The organism is Chimaeribacter coloradensis (assembly GCF_002858715.1).
In the GTDB taxonomy this organism is placed as follows: domain Bacteria; phylum Pseudomonadota; class Gammaproteobacteria; order Enterobacterales; family Enterobacteriaceae; genus Chimaeribacter; species Chimaeribacter coloradensis.
Window position 1 is genome coordinate 1 of the sequence record NZ_PJZH01000044.1, and the last position, 18020, is coordinate 18020.

Below are 18020 nucleotides of genomic sequence, written 5' to 3' on the forward strand. Positions count from 1 at the left end.
CTTTATTAACAAATGATAAAGTTTTTGACACAAAAAGTATTGCAGCGTTAAAAAAATGGTTTATTGAGCCAAATCATTCCTGCACATGCTTCGATATTGGTAAGAAGTACGACCTGCACAGCATGAGTGCTAATGGAGTCATAAACGGGCTGGGTGGCAGAGTTCAAAAAGAACTTGGTAGATTCGAGGTTAAAGGTGTCGGAAATATCGCATCCGGTACAAAATTCATTACCGTAATGAAGAGTAAAGAAATCGGCGGAAAACCCAAAAGAAACTTATGGACAATTCGTGAGGAACTTGTTCAGGCAATTAACGAACTGGATTTTTTTGGTACAACAGAAATGGCCAGCAGTGAGTATTACTCTGACGATGAGTTGATCAATGCCATAGAGAAAAGTAATATCTTTGACAACGTTCAGGCGTTTGAATATACAGGGGAAGCCAAACCAAAGAAAAATGCAATAGAAGTAAAAAATGGCCTCTCGTATCCCAGGAGTAAAGGCGTATCCCAAAATGCGCTGAATAAAGCAGGTTACAGATGTGAAGTCGATAGTGACCACCCAACATTCAGAAGGCGAAATTCATCCTTAAATTACACAGAACCTCATCACATTGTACCTATGTCCAGGCAAGATGCTTTTGACACATCTCTTGATGTTGAAGAAAATATCATATCTCTGTGTTGCAATTGCCATAAACAAATTCACCTTGGTCAGGGTTATGAAGATATGCTGAAAGAAATATACACTGCGCGAAAAAGGTTATTAAAAAAAGTTGGTATTGATATATCACTGGAAAACTTGATTCTTTATTACAAAATGGAAAGTAAGTGAGATTCAAACGAGAGTGATACCTTCGTTTTATTGGTCGGGATGAACAGCAGATGATGTTTCCGGCAAGTATCGGGTCCAGAAACTTTCTGTTAAAAAAGAGGTAAAAGTAGTCTTGAGCCCTGACTGCGAATTGCCATTGCGCATGACCAGAGAACAGGACGAACCCCTGCCAAACCCAGGCATGAGAAACACCTTTAAAACATAGACTTAATTAAAATCAGCAATTCCCATCGAAATAATAAGCAAGCAGAATTGGCTCAGGTGAATTTCACTCGGTGCAGTGCATGCGTTGGGGGGGGTAAAAGGAAAAACCCGAAATGAATCGGGTTTTGATTAATTAACGATTAACAGGTTCCCGTGCCCGGGAACACTCTGACTGTACGCGCAATATATTATTTCCGCAATCATTATTTTTGATTACCAAGCCATTTATTCATCTGCTCAATTTCACCTTTTTGAGCTTTAATGATGTCCTGCGCGAGCTTTCTCATTTCCGGATCTTTTCCGTATTTTAGCTCGGTCTCAGCCATTGCTATTGCCCCTTCATGGTGTGCTACCATGCCTTTCGCAAAAGCCTTGTCGGGATCGGACTCTTTTACAGCGGCCATCATTTTGTCATGCATACCTTTCATGCCGGACATATATTCCTGTGACGATGCCGATGAGGATATATCTGACATTTTCATTTCTGAATGTTCTGCGGAAATCGCTGGCAGGGATAACATCAGTATAACAAAAAGCGAATTTGTGATTTTCATATAATAAACCCTTTCAGATGGTTACCGGATAAGTTTAGCTGAGTCAGACAAAAAAGCCCCCTGAAGGGGGCAAAAAATAACAACATATCCGTATAAGGGACAATCTATCAAGGAAAGGGTAACCGCACGGAAACTTCAGTTGTCATCAGCCCGCATTGATCATGCGGCGGTGTGCATCAGCCATAGCCTGATGGGGGCCGGACTGACCGTTATTCGTAAATTCATGGGCAACAGCTGCTCTTTCATGTTCATTCATCGCCGCAAACGAAGTCGCCGGACGGGAAGCGTTAACGGTGCCAGTTCCCATCATCTTCTGATGACTTTCCGCCATTTTTTTATGTGCATCTGTTGAACCATTGTTCATGGTTTCATGAACAATAATAGCCTGTTCATGCTGATCCATACCGGCCATCCGTGGAGCTGCCCCCTGGATGGCGGCTGGAGTTGAAGAAGACTGCATCTGATGGGCCGGAGCCTGAGCATTATTGACACGCTCATGGATATTTACAGTTTCAGTGGCCCAGGCCGTAGAAATTAAGCTCAAACCTAACACTGATGCTAAGACGATATTTTTCATGGTAACTCTCCATTTCTGAATTAGTGATGTCCGTGAATTTCGATCTGTGTCCTCAGTAGTACAACTGACAACTCTACAGACCTTATTCCGCCGGGATGAGGCTTTAATACAACTCCTGGCTTGTGCTGATGCCGTGTATGGATGAAGTAATAATGCCTTCCTGATAAGTTGCACTAATTATATCGAATGGCTTCTGTTTGCTGCATGACAGGCTAATGACATCTTTGTCATTTAAATCTTTATTCTCAGTACTGGGTTTCCGGAATCATTTTCTCCAGTCTGGGCACGGATAGGATAAAACGAGTTGAACGTACGTCCGATTCCACCTGCACTCTTCCGTGATGTGCTTCCACGATGGACTTCACAATCGCAAGGCCGATGCCGCTGCCTTCTCCTTTTCGTTGTCTGGACGGATCTACCCGATAAAAACGGTCAAACAGCCTTGATAAATGCTCTTCAGGGATTGGTTTCCCCGGATTTTCAATCACAAGGTCAAAAAAGCTCTCCTGCTCTCTTATTGAGACGGTGATTGCCTGTCCCTCCGGGGTATAACGCAGGGCATTGGATAACAGATTATTGATCGCCCTTCTGAACATTTGTGGATCTCCCTCAACCAGGCAGGGCATCCCGTTAAATTTGAGCGTGATATTGCGTTCTTCGGCCCAGGCTTCGAAAAACTCGAAGACTTTCATGACTTCCGCTCTGAGGTCAAACATGACCCTGTCAGGTATCAGCTGATTATTATCTGCCTGTGCCAGGAACAGCATATCGCTGACCATTTTGGTCATCCGGTTATACTCTTCAAGACTGGAATAGAGGACATCCTCAAGTTCCCTCTGTGTTCGATCCTGACTCAGTGCGATTTCAGTCTGCGTCACCAGATTGGTGATGGGCGTTCTGATCTCATGCGCGATATCGGCAGAGAAATTGGCCTGGCGGGTAAAGACATCCTCAATCTTTCCAATCATATGATTGAACGAGATAACCAGTTGCTCCAGCTCAATGGGAACGCGTGTCGGTTCCAGTCGCGCATCAAGATTCTCGGAGGTGATGTTTTTAATGGCATTGCTGACATTACGAAGGGGCAGGTGCCCCTGACGGACAGCGATTCGAATGATCAGAACAATCAACAGGCTTATCACGACGGCAATCGCAATCAGGTTCTTTTTCAGCGCATCGAGGTAATGGAGATGGAAATTAATGGATAGGCCAGTCAGCATGACATAGTTCTGCTGTTTGCCCTGAAATATCGCCTGACCAGAGGAGGCGATAATCCTGTATGTTTCCATCTTCATTTCGGACCCGGTATCCATCGGTCCCGCAGGATCCTCCACCGTCCAGAGAAAGACATCCCGTGCGCGGCTGTGCTCGCTAAAATCTGCTGAATTCACTGCCGGGCGTAGTGCCGCCCCCTGAGCTGAGCTAAAGAGCACTTCACCCCTGGGATTGAGGAGCAAAAGGGCAACGTTGCGGTAGCTGGCAATTGATTCCTTTATTTTGCTTATTTTTTTATCATCCGGATCCACCGGGGACTGCAGTATACGGTTCAGTGTGGTGCTGATTTGTTGAAGATCGCTGACATCCTGCTCGGCAAAATGATTTTCAACAGAATGCAGCATAAACCAGGTGAAGGCGATAAAAGCCAGTATCGTGGACAGGCTGATAAAAAAGGTCAGCCGCAGAGCGAGTGAGAAAGGGCGTCTGGAAGGTTTGCTATGCATCCGGGACCTCCAGCATGTAGCCCACGCCCCGGACTGTCTGGATCAGCTTTGTCTCGTAATCGTTGTCTATTTTAGCGCGGAGTCGCTTTACTGCGACATCGATCGCATTAGTGTCGCTGTCAAAATTCATGTCCCAGACCTGAGAGGCAATCAGGGAGCGGGGAAGAACCTCTCCCTGATGGCGAATGAAGAATTCCAGCAGGCTGAACTCTTTACTGGTGAGCACAATGCGGTTTCCGGCGCGACTGACTTTTCTGGATACGAGATCAATCGAGAGGTCAGCCACCTTAAACTGGCTTTCCGTGATCATCGTGTTTCCCCGCCTCAGAAGGGTTCTCACCCGGGCGAGCAGTTCGGCAAACGCAAAGGGTTTAACCAGATAATCGTCCGCACCCAGTTCCAGTCCTTTGACCCTATGTTCGATCGTGCCGAGGGCTGTCAGCAGTAAGACCGGCATACCCTTTCCGGCAGTGCGCAGCATGCGGATGATATCCCAGCCGTTCACATCAGGTAGCATGATATCCAGAATGACTAAATCATACTCGGCTGTCATGGCGAGATGATATCCGGTAAGACCATTATCAGCGTGATCCACTACGAACCCTGTCTCTGTAAGCCCTTTGCTGAGATATTCACCTGTTTTAATTTCGTCTTCGACGATCAATATTTTCATCTTGCTCCCCGGCTGGCTGCTAATGTCATTCTATTGCGCCCACGATCGTTATCAACGGATTACAGCAAAAATGACAACATTGTCATTATCCTGTCACTCGGCAAACAGAGAGCGTTAGGTAAAGTACCCCTATCAATACTCTGGACTTCATTTGAACCATTTACCAGGTCTGCCTGGACGAGAAGCGTTATGTTCAAATTAAAATTACTCAGCATTAGCACGATATTCATCCTGGCAGGCTGCGTGTCGCTTGCGCCTGAATATCAGCGGCCCGCAGCACCGGTACCCCAGCAGTTTTCACTGTCCCATAACAGCCTGACGCCAGCGGTAAATGGCTATCGGGATACGGGCTGGCGTAACTTTTTTGTCGATCCCCAGGTTACCCGGTTGATCGGTGAAGCTCTGACTAATAACCGTGATTTGAGAATGGCTGCCCTGAAGGTTGAAGAGGCCCGAGCCCAGTTCAACGTCACGGATGCAGATCGTTATCCCCAGCTGAATGCCTCATCCGGGATAACATACAGCGGTGGTCTGAAAGGTGACAAGCCGACCACACAGGAGTACGACGCGAGACTGGAGCTCAGTTATGAGCTCGATTTTTTCGGCAAACTTAAGAACATGAGTGATGCTGACCGCCAGAACTACTTTGCCAGCGAAGAAGCCCGTCGGGCCGTACACATCCTGCTGGTCTCCAACGTTTCACAGAGCTATTTCAGCCAGCAACTGGCGTACGAACAACTCCGTATTGCGCGGGAAACGCTGAAAAATTATGAACAGTCCTATGCTTTCGTTGAGCAACAGCTCGTGACCGGGAGTACGAACGTTCTGGCACTTGAACAGGCGAGAGGACAAATCGAAAGTACCCGCGCCGAAATAGCCAAACGAGAAGGCGATCTGGCTCAGGCAAACAATGCCCTGCAACTGGTGCTGGGAACGTACCGCGCACTTCCGTCAGAAAAAGGGATGAAAGGCGGGGAGATCGCACCAGTAAAATTGCCACCAAATCTATCTTCACAAATTTTGCTGCAGCGACCGGATATTATGGAAGCGGAATATCAGCTGAAAGCGGCTAATGCCAATATTGGCGCAGCGCGAGCGGCCTTTTTCCCCTCCATTACCCTGACCAGTGGTCTTTCCGCAAGCAGTACGGAGCTGTCAAGCCTGTTTACGTCAGGAAGTGGAATGTGGAATTTTATCCCTAAAATTGAAATTCCTATTTTTAATGCTGGCAGGAATAAAGCCAATCTGAAGCTGGCTGAAATTCGCCAGCAACAATCGGTGGTTAATTACGAACAAAAAATTCAGTCAGCCTTTAAGGATGTTTCCGACACGCTTGCGCTGCGCGACAGCCTTAGCCAGCAACTTGAGTCACAGCAGCGTTATCTTGATTCACTTCAGATAACTCTCCAGCGTGCCAGAGGATTATATGCAAGTGGTGCTGTCAGTTACATCGAAGTGCTGGATGCAGAACGTTCCCTCTTCGCTACGCAGCAAACCATTCTCGATCTTACCTATTCCCGACAGGTTAACGAAATTAATCTGTTTACCGCGCTGGGTGGCGGTTGGGTAGAGTAAATTTATTTAATTAATCAGGAAATTAAAAATGCGTAATTCACTTAAAGCCGTTTTATTTGGTGCCTTCTCTGTCATGTTTTCTGCCGGTCTTCATGCTGAAACACATCAGCATGGCGATATGAATGCTGCCAGTGATGCTTCGGTACAGCAGGTTATCAAGGGCACCGGTGTCGTTAAAGACATTGATATGAATAGTAAAAAGATTACCATTTCGCACGAAGCAATCCCTGCTGTGGGCTGGCCTGCAATGACCATGCGCTTCACTTTTGTTAATGCAGACGACGCTATCAATGCCCTGAAAACCGGCAACCATGTCGATTTCTCGTTTATTCAGCAGGGCAATATCTCCTTACTCAAAAGCATTAACGTTACGCAATCCTGATTATCAGTCCGGAGCGAATACATCCAGTGCGCCTGAACATTCATTAAGGGATTACTGTGAATGAATGATCGGGCGCATATGCCAGGTGTTTTGATTTTTCAGCGAGAAATTGTATGGCTTCTTTAAAGATAAAATATGCTGCAATAATTATCAGCAGCCTCATAGCAGGAGGGCTGATATCGGTTACTGCCTGGCAGTATGTAAACTCATCACAAAAAACAGTACAAACCGAACAAAAGGCACCGGAGCGAAAGGTACTTTTCTGGTATGACCCGATGAAACCGGATACCAAATTTGATAAACCCGGAAAATCTCCCTTTATGGATATGGACCTGGTGCCAAAATATGCTGATGAAAGCGGCGATAAAAGCAGTGGCGGGATCCGTATCGATCCAACGCAGGTTCAGAATCTGGGATTAAAAACGCAAAAAGTCACGCGAGGAATGCTGAATTATTCTCAGACAATCCCGGCTAATGTCAGTTACAACGAGTATCAGTTTGTCATTGTGCAGGCGCGCTCTGACGGTTTCGTCGAAAAAGTGTATCCCCTGACGATTGGCGATCATGTGAAGAAAGGCACTCCGCTTATCGATATCACCATTCCTGAATGGGTGGAGGCACAAAGTGAGTTCCTGCTGTTATCCGGTACAGGCGGTACGTCAACCCAGATAAAAGGGGTTCTGGAGCGACTTCGTCTAGCTGGTATGCCGGAAGAGGATATTCAAAGGCTGCGTTCAACCCGCACAATCCAGACCCGTTTTACCATTAAAGCACCTATTGATGGTGTCATTACTGCGTTTGACCTGCGCACCGGAATGAATATTTCGAAAGATAAAGTAGTGGCTCAGATTCAGGGGATGGACCCGGTCTGGATCAGCGCTGCAGTGCCAGAATCTATCGCATATCTGCTGAAAGATACGTCGCAGTTTGAAATTTCGGTACCGGCTTATCCGGATAAAACATTCCATGTCGAAAAATGGAACATTCTTCCCAGCGTGGATCAGACAACCCGTACGCTTCAGGTCCGTCTCCAGGTTTCTAATAAGGATGAGTTTCTCAAGCCGGGCATGAATGCCTATCTGAAACTGAATACCAAGAGCCAGGAGATGCTGCTGATACCAAGCCAGGCCGTTATCGATACCGGCAAAGAACAGCGCGTGATTACTGTTGATGATGAAGGCAAGTTTGTGCCGAAACAGATCCACGTTCTGCATGAATCACAGCAACAGTCCGGCATTGGCTCCGGCCTGAATGAAGGCGATACCGTGGTGGTCAGTGGCCTGTTCCTCATTGACTCCGAAGCCAATATTACGGGCGCGCTGGAACGTATGCGCCACCCTGAAAAAACAGAAAACAGTATGCCAGCAATGTCTGAGCAGCCTGTAAATATGCATTCAGGGCACTGAGGAGACGACGATGATTGAATGGATTATCCGGCGCTCTGTCGCCAACCGTTTCCTGGTCATGATGGGCGCACTGTTTCTCAGCATCTGGGGCACATGGACGATAATTAACACGCCGGTCGATGCGCTGCCTGACCTGTCAGATGTGCAGGTCATTATTAAAACCAGCTATCCCGGACAGGCCCCGCAGATTGTAGAAAACCAGGTCACCTATCCGCTTACCACCACCATGCTGTCCGTACCTGGCGCAAAAACCGTGCGTGGCTTTTCACAGTTCGGTGATTCGTATGTGTATGTCATTTTTGAAGACGGCACCGATCTGTACTGGGCCCGTTCGCGCGTGCTGGAATACCTGAATCAGGTTCAGGGCAAACTGCCTGCGGGTGTGAGCTCTGAAATCGGCCCGGACGCCACGGGAGTGGGCTGGATATTTGAATATGCCCTTGTCGATCGCAACGGAAAACACGACCTTTCAGAACTGCGCTCTCTGCAGGACTGGTTCCTGAAATTTGAGCTGAAAACCATCCCGAACGTGGCTGAGGTCGCTTCGGTTGGCGGCGTGGTGAAACAGTACCAGATTCAGGTCAATCCGGTAAAACTGTCCCAGTACGGTATCAGCCTGCCCGAAGTGAAACAGGCACTTGAATCGTCTAACCAGGAGGCCGGTGGCTCATCCGTTGAAATGGCCGAAGCGGAGTATATGGTCCGTGCCAGCGGTTATCTTCAGAGCATTGATGATTTTAATAACATCGTCCTGAAAACAGGTGAGAACGGCGTGCCGGTTTATCTGCGGGATGTTGCCCGCGTGCAGACCGGGCCCGAAATGAGGCGTGGTATTGCCGAGCTGAACGGCCAGGGAGAAGTCGCTGGCGGCGTGGTGATCCTGCGGTCGGGTAAAAATGCGCGCGACGTTATCACGGCAGTGAGGGATAAACTGGAGACGCTGAAGGCCAGCCTGCCGGAAGGCGTTGAAATCGTGACCACCTACGATCGCAGCCAGTTAATCGACCGGGCGATTGATAACCTCAGTTCCAAACTTCTGGAAGAGTTTATCGTGGTGGCCATCGTCTGTGCTCTGTTCCTGTGGCACGTACGTTCTGCCCTGGTGGCGATTATCTCTCTGCCGCTTGGCCTGTGTATCGCCTTTATCGTCATGCACTTCCAGGGACTGAACGCCAATATCATGTCGCTGGGAGGGATAGCGATTGCCGTCGGTGCGATGGTGGATGCCGCCATTGTGATGATTGAAAATGCGCACAAACGGCTTGAGGAGTGGGATCATCAGCATCCGGGTGAGCAGATTGACAACGCCACCCGCTGGAAGGTGATTACCGACGCCTCCGTGGAAGTGGGACCCGCGTTGTTCATTAGCCTGCTGATCATCACCCTGTCCTTTATTCCTATCTTTACCCTGGAAGGGCAGGAAGGTCGTCTGTTTGGCCCGCTGGCATTCACGAAAACGTACTCCATGGCGGGAGCGGCCGCACTGGCCATCATCGTCATTCCTATTCTGATGGGATTCTGGATCCGGGGGAAAATTCCTGCCGAGACAAGTAACCCCCTGAACCGGGTGCTGATCAAAGCGTATCATCCTTTGCTGCTGCGGGTCCTCCACTGGCCAAAAACAACCCTGCTGGTTGCGGCCTTGTCCATTTTCACGGTTATCTGGCCACTGAGTCAGGTGGGCGGTGAATTTCTGCCGAAGATTAACGAGGGCGATCTGCTGTATATGCCGTCGACCTTGCCTGGCGTCTCTCCGGCAGAAGCTGCAGCGCTCCTGCAGACAACAGACAAGTTAATCAAAAGCGTTCCTGAAGTGGCTTCTGTATTTGGCAAGACCGGTAAAGCAGAGACCGCAACGGATTCCGCGCCGCTCGAAATGGTGGAAACCACGATCCAGCTCAAACCTGAGGATCAGTGGCGTCCCGGCATGACAATTGACAAGATTATTGATGAACTCGACAGGACAGTCCGTTTACCGGGTCTGGCAAACCTCTGGGTGCCGCCTATCCGTAACCGTATTGATATGCTCTCAACCGGGATCAAAAGCCCGATAGGTATCAAAGTGTCCGGGACTGTTCTGTCCGATATCGACGCGACGGCGCAGAGTATCGAGGCGGTAGCCAAAACCGTGCCTGGCGTGGTGTCTGTCCTGGCTGAGCGACTTGAGGGCGGGCGCTACATCGATATCGATATCAACCGGGAGAAAGCCTCCCGCTACGGGATGACGGTAGGTGATGTCCAGCTGTTCGTCTCTTCAGCAATCGGAGGTGCTATGGTGGGTGAGACGGTTGAAGGGGTGGCCCGGTACCCTATTAACATTCGCTACCCGCAGGATTACCGGAACAGTCCGCAGGCGCTGAAACAGATGCCGATCCTGACCCCGATGAAGCAGCAGATCACGCTGGGCGATGTCGCGGATATTAACGTCGTTTCTGGACCAACCATGCTGAAAACCGAAAATGCCCGGCCAGCCAGCTGGATTTATGTTGATGCCCGCGGCAGGGACATGGTGTCGGTGGTTAACGACATTAAGACGGCCATCAGCGAGAAAGTGAAACTGAGACCGGGAACCAGTGTGGCATTCTCCGGACAGTTTGAACTGCTTGAGCATGCCAACAAGAAACTGAAGCTGATGGTGCCGATGACGGTGATGATCATTTTCATCCTGTTGTATCTGGCATTCCGCCGGGTTGACGAAGCCCTGCTGATCCTGATGAGCCTGCCGTTCGCCCTGGTTGGCGGAATATGGTTCCTGTACTGGCAGGGCTTCCATATGTCAGTGGCGACCGGAACCGGGTTTATCGCCCTGGCCGGGGTGGCAGCAGAGTTTGGCGTGGTCATGCTGATGTATCTGCGTCATGCCATTGAAGCGCACCCGGAATTGTCCCGTAAAGAGACGTTCACACCGGAAGGTCTTGATGAAGCCCTCTATCATGGTGCCGTACTGCGTGTCCGGCCGAAAGCCATGACCGTGGCGGTGATCATTGCGGGTCTGCTGCCAATACTCTGGGGAACCGGCGCAGGTTCAGAAGTCATGAGCCGTATTGCTGCGCCAATGATTGGTGGGATGATCACGGCTCCGCTGCTGTCCCTGTTCATTATTCCTGCCGCCTACAAATTAATCTGGCTGCGCAGACATAAAAAAAGCGTGTCATAACCCTGAAAGGGCGCCCCCAGTGGGCGTCCTTCTGCACTGATTCACCCTGACGTCAGGGTTTATATCGATAATATACAGAGGTGAGTATGAAAAAAGTGGTTCTAATGGCCCTGGCTCTCGGCCTGTCACTGCCTGCAATGGCGAGTGAAAAAGTCATTGATATGTACAAATCTGAAAACTGTGGCTGTTGTTCCCTGTGGGGCAAAGCGATGGAAAAAGACGGGTTCGAAGTGCGAACTCACGTCATGAATGATCAGGCGCTGTCAGCCCTGAAAGAAAAGCATGCTGTTCCTGCTGGACTACGAAGTTGTCATACCGCGGTTGTAGGTAATTTGATCATTGAAGGCCATGTGCCTGCGGCAACGATACATAAGGCCATGCAGTCTGGTTCGGGTATATACGGTCTCGCCACCCCCGGTATGCCAGCAGGAAGTCCGGGAATGGAGATGGGGGCCCGAAAAGAGGCTTACGATGTTATCGCATTCTCACCGGAGGGCAGTAAAAAAGTCTTCCAGCGAATCGAATAGTCAGCGGAACGGCTGATAACGGGACGCCGGCAGCAGGCACTCTTATGCCGGCGGCATTCGTGGTAATCGCATCCATGACATATCCTGAAGACAGAAAATGCTTCAGATATGCATAAGGAGAGTTACTGTGAAAAATGACAATGCAGTGGAACATAACAACCAGACTGCTTCTGAGCAGACATCATCCCCGGACGAGAGTCACGCATTGCATAAGGTGAGAGATCCCGTGTGCGGGATGGTCATCCTGCCTGACAAGGCGCACAGCAGCATTCGATACCAGGACCATCAGCTTTATTTCTGCTCCGCCAGCTGTGAGAGCAAATTTAAAGCCCATCCCGATCATTATTTTACCGAAGATGCCAGTGAACATCACCATCACCACGACCACCATGAAGTCAGCCCTGATAAGATAAAACAGACTCACCGCCAGGCGGAGAAAGAGATTTCTGAAGGTGTGTGGACATGTCCGATGCATCCGGAGATACGCCGTAGTGGTCCCGGAAGCTGTCCTGTCTGTGGAATGGCACTGGAGCCGCTCGTAGCTACGGCATCCACGGGGACGAGTGATGAACTTCGCGACATGACAAGACGCTTCTGGCTGGGGTTGTTGCTGGCGTTTCCGGTTCTGATACTCGAAATGGGTTCTCATCTGTTTCCCGCTTTGAGGAATACAGTACCGCCACAGTACAACACATGGCTGCAGTTACTTCTGGCCTCTCCTGTCGTTTTGTGGTGTGGCTGGCCATTCTTCGCCCGGGCCGGAATGTCGTTACGTAACCGCTCCCTGAATATGTTTACCCTTGTTGCAATGGGGACCGGCGTAGCCTGGGTTTACAGCGTCATTGCAACCGTCTTCCCCTCCTGGTTTCCTGCATCGTTCAGAAACATGGATGGCCTGGTGGCCATTTATTTTGAAGCCGCAGCTGTTATTACGGTGCTTGTTCTGCTGGGACAGGTCCTTGAATTGCGGGCAAGGGAACAAACCTCAGGTGCCATTACTGCGCTTCTTAACCTTGCCCCCAAAACCGCCAGGCGGCTGGATCAAGACGGTCATGAAACGGATATTAATGCGGAAGATGTCCTGCCTGGCGATAAGCTCCGCATCAGACCTGGAGAGAGTATTCCGGTCGACGGTATCGTGGTCGAAGGCAAAACAACCGTTGATGAATCGATGGTGACCGGGGAATCTATGCCTGTTACCAAAACGGAGGGTGACCCTGTCATCGGGGGGACCATTAATCAGACAGGTAGTCTTATCATCCGTGCAGAGAAAGTCGGTGATGAAACGATGCTCTCACGAATTGTTCAGATGGTCGCTGATGCACAGCGTTCGCGGGCCCCCATCCAGAGAATGGCTGACAGCGTTTCAGGCTGGTTTGTTCCTCTGGTGATACTTATCGCGGTTGTTGCTTTCATGATCTGGTCTGTCTGGGGGCCCGAGCCCAGGATGGCGCACGGTCTCATTGCGGCTGTGTCGGTCCTGATTATTGCCTGTCCCTGCGCGCTGGGGCTGGCCACGCCGATGTCGATAATGGTGGGGGTGGGCAAAGGAGCCCAGGCCGGGGTGTTAATCAAGAATGCCGAAGCCCTTGAGCGTCTTGAAAAAGTGGACACGCTGGTTGTCGACAAAACAGGCACGCTCACGGAAGGTTCGCCGACGGTGACAGGGATTATCAGTCTCAATCCGGGTGGGGAAACATCTCTTTTGCGTGTAACGGCCGCAGTGGAAAAAGGCTCGCAGCATCCGCTGGGTATGGCAGTAGTTAAAGCAGCACAGGAAAAGGGGATCGCAATACCCGCAGTCACTCATTTCAATGCGCCGTCGGGTAAAGGTGTCTCAGGCGATGTCGAAGGTCAACGGGTTGTTATTGGTAATGAACTGGCTATGCAGGAAAACAGTATCGTTATTGATAATCAAAAGGCCGTTGCGGATACGTTGCGGATGGAAGGCGCTACCGTTATCTATGTGGCCACAGACGGGCACCTTGCAGGCCTGATAGCTATCTCGGATCCCGTGAAAGCAACCACGCCGGATGCGCTTAAAGCTTTGCGTCAGGCGGGGATCCGCATCGTTATGCTCACCGGGGATAACCAGCTTACCGCTGAAGCAGTCGCACGGAAACTGGGAATAGATGAGGTTGAAGCCGGGATTCTGCCGGATGGCAAAAAAGCAGTGATAACCCGACTGAAAGCGTCTGGCCATGTGGTTGCGATGGCCGGAGACGGTGTGAATGATGCCCCGGCGCTGGCAGCGGCTGACGTGGGTATAGCCATGGGAACGGGTACAGATGTGGCAATTGAAAGTGCCGGAGTCACCCTTCTCAAAGGCGACTTGATGATACTGAACAGGGCCCGTCATCTGTCAGAAATCACCATGAAAAATATCCGACAGAATCTGTTTTTTGCATTTATCTACAACGCACTTGGCGTGCCTGTGGCTGCAGGTCTGCTTTATCCTGTGTATGGAATACTGCTGTCGCCAGTTATTGCGGCGGCGGCCATGGCTCTTTCCTCCGTCAGCGTCATTGTGAATGCGTTGCGTCTGAAAAGTGTCAGGCTCGGGAAATAACACTGAGTGAAGGGGCTGTTACGAACAGAAGGAGTCCAGTATGAAAAGTACCACCTATGCGCTTATTGCTGTCGCCGCGATCGCGGCATTTGCCCTCCTGCGCGAACACTGGTCACATGTGGCAGGTTACTGGCCATATCTGTTATTGCTGGTCTGCCCGCTAATGCATCTTTTCCACGGCCACGGAGGGCATGGAGATCATCAACATCAAGGAAGTGAAAACGATAAAAAAAATTAATCCGGCAGACGGGGCCGCGTCGCGGCCCCGTTATCAGTCCAGGTATCGTTCGTAGTCTCTGGCATGCGCAAAGGCATGCTGTTCAAGTTTGTTATCAGCGGGTGCCGCTGCCCGGAACGCCAGTGAGTTAACAGGATTGTTATTAATGACCAGCTCGTAATGCAGATGAGGACCGGATGAACGTCCGCTGTTACCGGATAACGCAATAGCGTCTCCCCGGGTAACCCTGGCCCCTTTAGTAACGAGTATTTTATTGAGGTGGAGATAGCGAGTTTTAACACCGGCTTTTCCCGTTACTTCAACAATTTATCCCATGGTACTGTTGTATTCGGCCCGGGTGATTTTTCCGTCGATGACGCTGACTATTTTCGTGTTCATGGGCATGGAATAATCAATGCCATTATGGGGACTCACTTTTCCCGATACCGGGTTAAGTCTTGCAGGATTGAAAGGCGAACTGAGTCTTGCTGTGGCCGGTAACGGATAATCGAGACTGCCTTTCCCGGAAGTATCGGAAAGGTTATAGAACTTTTTATCTGATATACGATACGCCGTGTAATTAAATGAACCGGACGTAAATTTATAGGCCACGACACGTGATTTTCCCGCTTTCTTTTGCAGTACGAGTTTTAATGATTCATTTTTTTTCAAATGCCGCAGATTAAACCGGGAAGGCAAGGAGCGCTGAAGAGTAGCGATCTCGTTCGATTCCAGCCCCGAGCGGGTGGCTGAAAGGTAGGCATTTTCTTTTACGACATCGGTAGAATACATTTACTGGAATTCGCCGTTAGCATGAACACTGCGGCGTATGCTAGGGGTTTTCAGGAGGCGTGTCATCTGTCAGTTAATCGGGAGCACCGTTGATGGTCGTCATTTTTGTAACATATCTTGTTTCCCGTTTGCTCCTGAAGCTCTGGGAACTGTATGACCAGCCCGACGGTGATGATTAACGGGACTGAAACAGGTTACGGCAGAGCAATATGGGGCTCATGTCCTGCTACGTAACCCGTCAGTAAAGCCCTGCTGCGCACCTGACGCTAAGCACTAACCCGCCTGCAGTTACCAGGTCGAATAAAGCCCGCGAAGCTTTCTTGCCTGCGTCTGATGTGCTTCCGCACCGGCATTATTGACCTGCTCATGCACGAGAGCGGCTTTTTCTCCGGCATTCAGTTCGTTAAAAGAAGAAGACGAGGTCTTTGAATTTGCATCACTGCCGGACAGCATTTTTTTATGTTCCTCAATCATTTTTTGATGCGCATAGGACGCGCTGTTGTTCATAAATGAATGAGCAACAATGGCCCTTTCATGTTCATTCATTTCAGAGAATGAGGGCGTGTTGTTTTTATTAACCCTGTCCGGTAAGTTTTCATGCGTCGAGGAGTTCACATGACTGACGGCTGAGGCATTATTAACAAATCGATGTGCTTCATGGGCAATATCACTGGACTGAGCAAAAGCTGCCCCACAAAATAAAGCTGTAAACGCAGTGGTCGTGATTAATATATTCATGTGTAATTACCTTCTGAGGTACATAAAAGATGTCCTTATGATCATATATAAAAATAATCAACCTGTGGGGAAGATGACGTAAATGTAATACAGCTATGTACATTACACGATTGTAATGAATTTGTTTCTTAAGGTGTGCTTGAATCGCCACAGGTTTAACAGACACCTCAGAGTCATTTAAGATGACTTAAAGAGAGGTGCCCATGAGCGGTAAGCGTTATCCTGAAGAGTTTAAAATTGAAGCAGTCAAACAGGTTGTTGATCGTGGTCATTCTGTTTCCAGTGTTGCAACACGTCTTGATATCACCACTCACAGTCTTTACGCCTGGATAAAGAAGTACGGTCCGAATTCTTCCACTAATAATGAACAGTCAGATGCTCAGGCCGAGATCCGCCGTCTTCAGAAAGAGTTGAAGCGGGTTACAGACGAACGGGACATATTAAAAAAAGCCGCGGCGTACTTCGCAAAGCTGTCCGACTGAAGTACGCCTTTATCCGCGACAACCGCCGTTGCTGGCCTGTTCGTTTGCTCTGTCGGGTTCTGGATGTCCATCCGAGTGGATTTTATTTCTGGCTTCAGCAGCCACATTCACAGCGTCACCAGACAGACCAGATGCTGACCGGGCAGATCAAACAGTTCTGGCTTGAATCTGGCTGCGTCTATGGTTATCGCAAGATCCATCTCGATCTGCGTGATACCGGACAGCAGTGCGGAGTGAATCGGGTCTGGCGGCTGATGAAGCGTGCCGGAATAAAAGCTCATGTTGGGTACCGTAGCCCACGGGCACGTAAAGGCGAAGCCAGCATCGTGACACCCAACAGGCTCCAGCGGCAGTTCAATCCGGACTCACCGGATGAGCGTTGGGTGACGGACATAACCTACATCCGAACCCACGAAGGCTGGCTGTATCTGGCCGTGGTGGTTGACCTGTTCTCACGAAAAGTTATCGGCTGGTCAATGCAACCCCGCATGACAAAAGAGATTGTCCTGAACGCATTACTTATGGCGGTGTGGAGGCGTAATCCTCAAAAGCAGGTACTGGTTCACTCTGATCAGGGCAGTCAGTACACGAGCCATGAGTGGCAGTCGTTCCTGAAATCACACGGACTGAAAGGCAGCATGAGTCGTCGCGGTAACTGCCATGACAACGCGGTTGCGGAAAGCTTTTTCCAGTTACTGAAACGCGAACGAATTAAGAAAAAGATCTACGGAACGAGAGACGAAGCCAGAAGCGATATTTTTGATTATATCGAAATGTTTTATAACAGTAAGCGTCGGCATGGTTCGAGCGAGCAGATGCCACCGGCTGAATATGAAAACCTATATTATCAACGGCTCAGAAGTGTCTGGATTATCCGTGGCGATTCATACTGCAGGCAATTGATGATTTTCACGGTTATACACACGTCATGGTAATTGGTGGCGGTGCGGCAATTGTGGCGGATGCTATCCAAAATCATACAACTGTGCAGAAGGATAGATTCTTTATTGCTGAAGAACCTCAGTTTGCCTTAGTAAATGGCATCTACCAGATTGGGTAAATTCAATGGATACCAGACGCAAGCTTACTTACTACGTACATCCCGAAGATTCAAAAGGGGATAAACTACTCTGTGAGAAGCTGAGTTCCCTTGAAAAATCAGAAAAGAGCCGCTTGTTGAGAGCGGCCACAATTGCAGGATTTGCGTTATTTAGACAGGATGAACGCATACCTCATTTGTTAACAGCCTTGCTTGATGAAAACACAACAATGGCTGAAATTATGCAGGTCATCAGCAGCGTGCAACCTGATGCCTTCAATACAGCTTCGGCAGAAAGGCATGAAGCGATCCATAGGATGCTAGAGTCAATTCTGGTTCACGTAACAAGCTCAAAGCCTGAAACACTGATAAATAGTAATACTCAACCACCTGAATCAATGATTGATGCGGATTCAGAGGAAACAAGGCGTAATGCTATGAGTATGTTTCATCAACCAACCTCGAAATCATAAGCCTAACACTGCTATATTATAGCAGTGTTGCCTCTGTATGTAGTTACATCATACTTATAGTCTCTGTAACTTATTGAATGTGCAAGCATTAAAAATGAGGG

Annotated in this window: 15 protein-coding genes and 2 pseudogenes; 11 read left to right on the forward strand and 6 right to left on the reverse strand. The window is 49.3% G+C overall.

Annotated elements, in window-relative coordinates; translation table 11 throughout:
* A partial coding sequence (locus CYR32_RS20365) for an HNH endonuclease (RefSeq protein ID WP_101826937.1) occupies positions 1–833 on the forward strand: 833 nt, incomplete at its 5' end.
* A gap of 407 nt (positions 834–1240) precedes the next feature.
* On the opposite strand, the gene copM is transcribed toward CYR32_RS20365, so the two are convergent.
* The 4 genes from copM to silR all read right to left on the reverse strand — a co-directional run bounded on the left by copM (position 1241) and on the right by silR (position 4562).
* A complete protein-coding gene (gene copM, locus CYR32_RS20370; protein ID WP_007871800.1) occupies positions 1241–1591 on the reverse strand; it encodes a CopM family metallochaperone in 351 nt (116 codons plus the stop codon).
* A 145-nt stretch (positions 1592–1736) separates the two neighbouring features.
* The gene (gene silE / locus CYR32_RS20375) at positions 1737–2168 is read right to left on the reverse strand and encodes a silver-binding protein SilE (protein WP_033755783.1); all 432 of its coding nucleotides are present in this window, start codon (positions 2166–2168) and stop codon (positions 1737–1739) included.
* Positions 2169–2413: 245 nt separating this feature from the next.
* Positions 2414–3889: a copper/silver sensor histidine kinase SilS gene (gene silS, locus CYR32_RS20380; RefSeq protein ID WP_007374412.1), complete on the reverse strand. Its 1476-nt coding sequence runs from the start codon at positions 3887–3889 to the stop codon at positions 2414–2416.
* Positions 3882–4562: a copper/silver response regulator transcription factor SilR gene (silR, locus tag CYR32_RS20385; protein WP_033755785.1), complete on the reverse strand. Its 681-nt coding sequence runs from the start codon at positions 4560–4562 to the stop codon at positions 3882–3884. The genes silS and silR overlap by 8 nt, the downstream gene beginning before the upstream one ends.
* Before the next feature lie 189 nt (positions 4563–4751).
* Here silR and silC point away from each other — a divergent pair, with 189 nt between their 5' ends.
* The 7 genes from silC to CYR32_RS20420 all read left to right on the forward strand — a co-directional run bounded on the left by silC (position 4752) and on the right by CYR32_RS20420 (position 14416).
* Positions 4752–6137 (forward strand): Cu(+)/Ag(+) efflux RND transporter outer membrane channel SilC, encoded by a 1386-nt coding sequence (gene silC / locus CYR32_RS20390; RefSeq protein WP_033755787.1) that lies wholly within the window; start codon positions 4752–4754, stop codon positions 6135–6137.
* A gap of 28 nt (positions 6138–6165) precedes the next feature.
* Positions 6166–6519: a cation efflux system protein CusF gene (gene cusF, locus CYR32_RS20395; RefSeq protein WP_001246153.1), complete on the forward strand. Its 354-nt coding sequence runs from the start codon at positions 6166–6168 to the stop codon at positions 6517–6519.
* Positions 6520–6632: 113 nt separating this feature from the next.
* Positions 6633–7925, forward strand: coding sequence for a Cu(+)/Ag(+) efflux RND transporter periplasmic adaptor subunit SilB (gene silB, locus CYR32_RS20400; RefSeq protein WP_001485328.1), 1293 nt, complete (start codon positions 6633–6635; stop codon positions 7923–7925).
* Between the two features lie 10 nt (positions 7926–7935).
* Positions 7936–11082 carry a Cu(+)/Ag(+) efflux RND transporter permease subunit SilA gene (gene silA / locus CYR32_RS20405; protein WP_000574021.1) on the forward strand — a complete coding sequence of 1049 codons (3147 nt, stop codon included), beginning with the start codon at positions 7936–7938 and terminating at the stop codon, positions 11080–11082.
* Between the two features lie 86 nt (positions 11083–11168).
* The gene (locus CYR32_RS20410; RefSeq protein ID WP_002436620.1) at positions 11169–11609 is read left to right on the forward strand and encodes a DUF411 domain-containing protein; all 441 of its coding nucleotides are present in this window, start codon (positions 11169–11171) and stop codon (positions 11607–11609) included.
* A gap of 97 nt (positions 11610–11706) precedes the next feature.
* On the forward strand, positions 11707–14178 hold the full coding sequence (gene silP, locus CYR32_RS20415; RefSeq protein WP_146000739.1) for an Ag(+)-translocating P-type ATPase SilP: 2472 nt from the start codon (positions 11707–11709) through the stop codon (positions 14176–14178).
* Between the two features lie 40 nt (positions 14179–14218).
* A complete protein-coding gene (locus CYR32_RS20420; protein ID WP_000843497.1) occupies positions 14219–14416 on the forward strand; it encodes a DUF2933 domain-containing protein in 198 nt (65 codons plus the stop codon).
* Between the two features lie 33 nt (positions 14417–14449).
* Here CYR32_RS20420 and CYR32_RS20425 read toward each other — a convergent pair.
* Positions 14450–15187: pseudogene (locus CYR32_RS20425) on the reverse strand (peptidoglycan DD-metalloendopeptidase family protein).
* Between the two features lie 288 nt (positions 15188–15475).
* Complete coding sequence (locus tag CYR32_RS20430; RefSeq protein WP_040126202.1) at positions 15476–15925, reverse strand: hypothetical protein; 450 nt, start codon at positions 15923–15925, stop codon at positions 15476–15478.
* 203 nt (positions 15926–16128) lie between these two features.
* On the opposite strand from CYR32_RS20430, the pseudogene CYR32_RS20435 reads away from it, so the two are divergent.
* From CYR32_RS20435 to CYR32_RS20445, 3 genes and pseudogenes are all read left to right on the forward strand, one after another.
* Positions 16129–17273, forward strand: a pseudogene (locus CYR32_RS20435) (IS3 family transposase); the annotation flags it as partial.
* Between the two features lie 62 nt (positions 17274–17335).
* On the forward strand, positions 17336–17467 hold the full coding sequence (locus tag CYR32_RS22120; RefSeq protein WP_101826939.1) for a plasmid segregation protein ParM domain-containing protein: 132 nt from the start codon (positions 17336–17338) through the stop codon (positions 17465–17467).
* Between the two features lie 5 nt (positions 17468–17472).
* A complete protein-coding gene (locus tag CYR32_RS20445) occupies positions 17473–17919 on the forward strand; it encodes a plasmid partitioning/stability family protein (protein WP_101826940.1) in 447 nt (148 codons plus the stop codon).
* The last annotated feature ends 101 nt before the right edge of the window (positions 17920–18020 follow it).